This window comes from Microcoleus sp. T3_B1, from assembly GCF_036700445.1.
Lineage (GTDB): Bacteria > Cyanobacteriota > Cyanobacteriia > Cyanobacteriales > Microcoleaceae > Microcoleus.
In genome coordinates this window covers 246,234-253,130 of the sequence record NZ_JAUBOX010000001.1, presented here as the reverse complement: position 1 = coordinate 253,130, position 6,897 = coordinate 246,234, and the positions used below count along the sequence as shown (strand labels likewise).

Genomic DNA, 6,897 nt, shown 5'->3' with positions numbered 1-6,897 from the left:
GGGGGCGGGTTTATGAAATTATGGGTTTTAGGCAATTATTGTTGGTGAAACCCGCCCCTACAATCCTCGATCGCAGCGAGGTAGATGGCGGTTTAGCCTTGGGTGGGGGCGGGTTTATGAAATTATGGGTTTTAGGCAATTATTGTTGGTGAAACCCGCCCCTACAATCCTCGATCGCAGCTTGGAACTTTTACAAAATTTTACAAGATTAAGAATTGGCTAGGGGCAGCACTAAACTAGCGACAATTAAATTGTTTTCTAACATTTCTATAGAAAAGTTTCCCCCCATTAAGTCTACTGCTCGCTGACAAATTAAGAGATTTTGCACGATCGACCTATGGGAACTAGAAACCGCTAATATATCGGGTTCGGAACCGCCGTTGAAGGCAGCAATTAAGTGTCGATCGCACGCGCCGCTATCGATCACAGACAATTCTAACAAATCTTCCCCCAACAACTGAGAGCGAATCTCAATCTTGGCGCCAACAGCAGAGCGCCTGCAAGCCGTCGCCAGCAATTCGCACAGTATCAAATCCAGCTTGATACAGTCCCCGCGAACGCTCAAAGTCTGGCCTGCCGGCATCGACACAGCAGCTTCTCTGTGCACTTCCAGCAAGACTTGCGACTGTTTGACCAGGGGGGCCGTTCGATCGAGCGATCGCCTCAGCCAAGCGCTCACAGCCACCGCATCTTGTGCGAAGTGCAGCCGCCAATGTTCCTGTTTCAGCAGCAAATGAGTTGACCCCAAAGCATTGCCCATTTGCCGCAAAACCTGTTGGTATCGCAACATTTTCAGAGCATCCTTTTGTTCCTTCGCCGACTGCAAAATCGACTGACTCAACTCCCCCAACTCCTTCACCCCCGCTCCCACCGTGCGGTAAAACTCCTCAAAACGGCGCTGTTTGTACCAGTTGAGCAACTCCAGATCCAATCGCTGCGACTCGGCGGCTGATTGCACCGCCAAATACCTGCGCCACCAAGCCAACTGAGACGCCATCGAGCTGAGTAAACTCACCGACAACTCCGACCATTGGCGGCCCGGAGCGTCTGCAGCCACCACAACGCCCACCGGAGCGTGTTCTGGGGCCGTCCGCAGCGCCACCGTCATAATCTCGCCAATTCCCGGACTGCGTAGCCACCGCTTTGTCGCCAGTGGCAGTTGGCTCGTGCTCTGTTGCACCACGCAGTTAGCAGCCAGGGTTTGTTGGATCAAAGCATCTGTTTGGACAGGAATCACCGCCTCGGGATTGAGGGCAAATACGGGATTAGCAGCTACCGTCGCCACGATGGAACCTTCCTCATCACCGGGATTCCAAGTAATTACGGCTACTAAAGGACAGGCAATTGTCTGGGAAACGTGTTGAGCAAAGTTACGATCGAGCTTTTGTAACGGCAACTCTGGGAACATCGTCGGTGAAGCAGCAGATATCTCTTGCTCAGATTGCTCATCAGGAGAATGGTGCAAAACCGCCAAACCCGATTTGAGCGATCGCTCAAATTGCTGATATTTGTCGATTGCCGAACTCTGCTGCCACGAGTGCAGGATCAATCCGAGTTGTTCGCCCACTAGCCGAACTAATTCTTGCTCAGATCGCCTCCAAGTGCGAGTTGCACTGTGCCCGACAACCAGCAAACCCTCGATCGATTTGCGATTGGCGATTTTCGATTTTAGATTGGGGTTTTCTCCCTCTGCCTTTTTCGCCCTAGTGTTCGATGCCAAAAGCGATCGCACCCCAGCTTCCCCCAACACTTCCCGCCAAGCGCCCAACCGCCCGTCTTCCTCCCAATTTTCAATAGCTAGAGGTGCACTTTCTTGCAACAGCCCCAAGTCAGCCACATCTAGGGCGTTGAGTGGCGACGGCACTGGCCTGCGATTGCGGGGCAAATGTTGGCAGACAATTTCAAAGCGATTTTGTTCTTCGCCGTACAGCAGCAGCAAAAAGTATTCGCATTTGAGCCGATCGCACAACTGTGCGGCGGTATTTTTCAAAGTCGCCTCCCAGTCAGCATCGCTGTAGATGGCGTGAGCTATTCCGGCAGTTAAATCTCGATCGATCTCAGTTTGTTGAATTTTCTCCTCCATCTCCGACATAGGAGCCGTCAGAGCCACTAACTGCGCCACTCCCCGCAGGTAATGCTTTTCATTGTCTTGCCAAATCCGGGGTTCGCTGGCTTCGACTGCCAAAAATCCCAACAATTCCCCTTCTGAAACAATCGGCGCAGCCAACAGAGAGCGAGCGCGGATTTGCTGCATCAACCGCCCCGTCAGCTCAGTTTTCAGAGAACTTTGAGATTCACCGATCCAAACCATTTCTTCCCGGCCCAAAGCCTGATAAAATTCGCCCAAGTCTTGGACGGTGATGCCCGAAGCCGGTCGGCCCGGCCCGCCCAAACCCGGAGTAACTTCGCGGTTGCTGACTCGGCGCCAAAAATAGCGTCGCTCTCGCTCGAACCAGTAAACATTAGTGCGTGTCGGCTCGATAAATTCATGAGTTTGTTCGACCACCGCTTGCAAGTATTGGTCGAGCGATCGCAATTCCCCCAACTGTGAAATCAGCGCAAAAAGAGACTCGTCTGGGTGTTTAACTTGTTGTCGCTGCCAGTCTTTTTCTATTTGGTAAAGAGCAGTTGCCAGCGCTCCAAATACGATCGCCAACTGCGTTTTTTCCCCCGACTTTGGCGACGCTCCCCATACCTCAGTTCCGAGCAAAATCACGCCGTAGCAGCGGTCTTTGTAGCGCAGCGGAAACAGAGTCGTGCCTTGAATATTGAAAGTTTGAGCTGCTTTGCGCCATTCTCCGGCTCGGTTTTCCGATCGCAAATCCGGAACTCCCACCGGGCGGAGCTGAATCACCACTTGTTCGAGCAAATCCCCCGGACTGAGAGCAAACCGCTGTTTGAGAAAAGACAGGTCGCCGTTAGGAGTTATGCCGCCTTTCCCGAACAATCTGTGGGCTTGTCGATCGTACAACCCGATCCAAATCAACCGCCAGTCAAATTCCGCTTGCAAGTAACCGAGTGTGGTCGAAAGTAGCACTTCCACATTCTCCTCTTCTCGGAGAGTCAGGAGAACGCGCTCTAGGGTCGCGATTTGTTCGTCTAAATCCTTTGGTCTTTGCTGCTGCCCCATTTCCAAGCTTCCCCGCACCTTGTCTAATTTAAAATTACTAGCTTAAATATTCAACAAATTAAAATGCAAAAGAGTCAACATATAATATAATCGTCTAACTTATCCTTCAATCTCAAACATTGGATAAAGTCGATCGAAGTTGAAGTAAAAACTTCCCCTTCACTGTCTGCTCGTGAATATTGTTATTTGCCTTCTCCTTTCTAATTTGTAAATTGCCCCAGTACAAATCATTGGATATTTATCAATCAAGTGTACGCCCACTGTTGTTTTCCGTATTGAAAACCGATGCCGAGTGGGTGCACAACCGCACTCTCCAACTTCTCGAACTCGCAGCCAGAACCCAGTCAAACCCCGCCACCAGCCAAATGCTCTCTCGATTGCAGAAATCTTTGGGAGTCCAAGATTCTCGCCTCGAACAATCTTTGTGGGGACTGAGCTTTAACAATCCTGTCGGCTTAGCTGCGGGATTTGATAAAAACGGCGTAGCTGCTGACATTTGGGCAAATTTTGGCTTTGGCTTTGCCGAACTCGGCACTGTCACTTGTCAACCACAGCCGGGAAACCCCCAACCTCGCTTGTTTCGCTTGACGGAGGACAGTGCAGCCCTCAACCGCATGGGATTTAACAATCAAGGAGCCGCGGCAATGGCAGCCCGGTTTCAGGCAGCACAGAAACAGTCAAAATTCGATGCCCAGCGCCCCATGCCTCAGTCTCGGTTCCCCTTGGGCATCAATCTCGGTAAATCTAAGGTAACACCGTTAGAGCAAGCAGCAGCCGACTATTTTGAGAGTTTTAAGCTGCTAAAAGATTGGGGCGACTATTTTGTAGTCAACGTTTCCTCTCCAAATACGCCGGGGTTGCGATCGCTCCAAGATGCTGCTGGGCTTAGCACAATTTTGGAAATTTTGCAACAAGAAAATCAGGGAATCAAGCCAATTTTAGTCAAGATTGCGCCGGATTTGGAGTCCGAGGATCTCGTATCAATCCTCGACTTAGCAAAAACCTACCAACTAGCAGGAATTATCGCCACAAATACCACCATCCGCCGCGATGGATTGAAAACACAAATATTGCGAGAAACAGGCAAACCAATCGCCGAAGAAGCCGGGGGAATTAGCGGGCTTCCTGTGCGGGAGCGATCGACAGAAGTAATCCGATTTATCTGGCAATATACAAAAGGCGAATTGCCCATAATTGGAGTTGGTGGCATTTTCACCGCCGAAGATGCTTGGGAAAAAATAGCCGCCGGTGCGAGTTTAATTCAAGTTTACACCGGTTGGGTTTACGAAGGGCCTTGGATGGTGCGTCGGATTCTCCAAGGTTTGTTGCAAAAGTTGGAAGAACGCGGATTTAGTTCGATTTCTGAGGCAGTAGGTTCGGAAAATCAATAGACATAGGAGTGAAAAGCAAGTCTTGGGCAGGATGCCCGATCAATATTACCCTTGTTGCACCCTTCGATCAGTGCATTGAGCAGCCATCCACTCCCGGAAATAATCGCCGCCACCTTTAGTATCTGATTAACTCTTGAAATTTCCTTATAAAGGCACTAGCCGATCGCTGTATTTGATCAAAACTTTATAATCTCGATCGTACCACGCCCTAGGTATCATATCTTGAACTTGAGCGACATCAACAAGCTGGCTTTTCGTTCCGTAGGCAGATTCCGTTTCATAGATAATTTTTTGCTGGAGAATTATCTCTCGCTTGAAGGGAAAAATCATCATAGGAACACCGTATTTTTGCAGGGGAGGCAAGTAGTTTTCAAGTAAGGAAATATCTACCGGATAGCCTCGACAAAGGTCAACGGTTGAATAAACTGCAACTATCAATTTACCGTCTATATATGTCCAGCCAGCTTCATACAACTTGCTGATGTTTAGACAGTCTTTATAGCAGTTGATTGTACCTCGTTGAGGATGATACACAGGAATCAGCCATTCAGGGGCTTTGTTAATTGCTTCTGCTTTTCCTTTGCGATCGTGATAGTGAGCTTCTCCAACAGCTAACCAGCTTTGGCAGTCTCGTCTAATATCCATGAGTTCACCCAGAATCTGACTCACTGTGCGATCGCTAAAAAAACTATCAGGCAACACCATACCAACAGTTTCCTAACACTAATACTACAAGAAATCTTTTTTTTTCGATTTATTTCACTCAGTATTACATCAAAAGTAAATCGGCGATCTAAATCTTCAACAATCTTAACACGTCGATTTATCTAACACGCATCTAATCAAATATTTTCGCTAATTTCAAAGCATTAACTTGAGCTTGAGCTTTATGCAGTGACTCCTGCCATTCCCTTTCTGGATCGCTATCAGCAACAATCCCCGCACCCACTTGTCCCCAAACAACTCCCCCGGTTGTACCGTCACTTTTTGGTGCATATAAAAGGGTGCGAATCAAAATATTTAAATCCAGGTTGCCGCGCCAGTCCAAATAACCGCAGGAACCGTAAAACAAATTGCGCTTCACGGGTTCCAATTCTTCGATGATTTCCAGACAGCGCACTTTCGGACAACCTGTAATCGTACCGCCCGGAAATACCCCTCGAATTAAGTCGATCGCGTCGCAATCTCGTCTTAATGTACCGATAACATTACTGACGAGGTGCATCACGTGACTATAGCGTTCAATCGTCAGAAATTCGTTAACTTTTACCGAACCCCATTCACACACCCTCCCGATATCGTTGCGCTCTAAGTCAACTAACATAATATGTTCGGCTCTTTCTTTGATATTCTCTATTAATTCCTGTGCTAATTGCTCATCTTGAATGGAGGTTAAACCTCGCGGTCTCGTTCCCGCGATCGGTCTAGTATCCACTTTTTTTCCTAATAATTGAACGAGTCTTTCTGGCGAACAACTAACTATCGCCCCCCACGGAGTTTGCCAATAACTTGCAAAAGGCGAAGGATTGATCTGTTGCAAAGCGCGGTAAATTGACCAACTACTGCAATCTGTACGGGCTTCAAACCGCAAAGATAAATTAGCCTGAAAAATATCGCCCGCATGAATATACTTCTGAGCTTTTCGCACTATTTCTTTATACTCACTTTGAGATAATTGGAAAATAGGAGTAGCCGAATTTTGTTGAGAATTTTCCGGTAAATTATTCTCGATTATTTCGGGCTTGGTTTGCTCTAATTGATGCTGCATAACATCGAGGTGAGAAGGTTGACTCGCAGCCAACCAGAGAATTTGCGTTTGATGGTCTAAAACCGCAAAAGATTCTGGTTCGTACCAACAGCTAACCGGGAAAGGAAGCGGATCGGTATTGAGTTGGGGCAGGTGTTCGATTTCCCATGCTAAATCATAACCTAGCCATCCCAACCAACCCCCCGTAAAAGGAATTTCCGGCGGTACATTGACTGCTAAATTTTGCTTTTGAGAGTCCAAAAGAGCGCGCAAAAAAGGTAAAATTTCACCGACTGGCGGTGTCCATAGCTGAGATTGACCGTCAATTATCCGGGGAGAACCTGCACAAATAGAATATCGTGCCAAGTTAGTAGAAGATGTAACTGGACTTTCTAGCAGAACGGCCATATCGCGGGGGAAACAATCCGATCTTGAGCTGGCACTGTCGGCGGTTTGACCTAGAAATAAAGTTTGAAAAATCTCCGATCCGCTGCGCTGATTTAGGGGAAGCTTTCGCCAATGCCAAGGTTGTATTGGTTTCATAATAAATTGCACTATGGTTAACACTTTCAGGACTTACGCAACGAGTCAATTTTGACACTATCGGTTTTTTTAGTAAGGTGCACAGT

At 47.9% G+C, this 6,897-nt stretch carries 4 protein-coding genes; 1 reads left to right on the top strand and 3 read right to left on the bottom strand.

Annotation, left to right across the window (positions count from 1 at the left end; translation table 11 throughout):
• Positions 1-208 precede the first annotated feature (208 nt).
• A complete protein-coding gene (locus tag QT990_RS01050; RefSeq protein WP_333138174.1) occupies positions 209-3,130 on the bottom strand; it encodes a GAF domain-containing protein in 2,922 nt (973 codons plus the stop codon).
• A 230-nt stretch (positions 3,131-3,360) separates the two neighbouring features.
• On the opposite strand from QT990_RS01050, the gene QT990_RS01045 reads away from it, so the two are divergent.
• Complete coding sequence (locus QT990_RS01045) at positions 3,361-4,521, top strand: quinone-dependent dihydroorotate dehydrogenase (RefSeq protein ID WP_333138176.1); 1,161 nt, start codon at positions 3,361-3,363, stop codon at positions 4,519-4,521.
• Positions 4,522-4,665: 144 nt separating this feature from the next.
• On the opposite strand, the gene QT990_RS01040 is transcribed toward QT990_RS01045, so the two are convergent.
• Together QT990_RS01040 and QT990_RS01035 are read right to left on the bottom strand one after the other, a co-directional pair.
• Positions 4,666-5,226: a hypothetical protein gene (locus tag QT990_RS01040; RefSeq protein ID WP_333138179.1), complete on the bottom strand. Its 561-nt coding sequence runs from the start codon at positions 5,224-5,226 to the stop codon at positions 4,666-4,668.
• 133 nt (positions 5,227-5,359) lie between these two features.
• A complete protein-coding gene (locus QT990_RS01035) occupies positions 5,360-6,811 on the bottom strand; it encodes an anthranilate synthase component I (RefSeq protein WP_333411591.1) in 1,452 nt (483 codons plus the stop codon).
• Between the last annotated feature and the right edge of the window lie 86 nt (positions 6,812-6,897).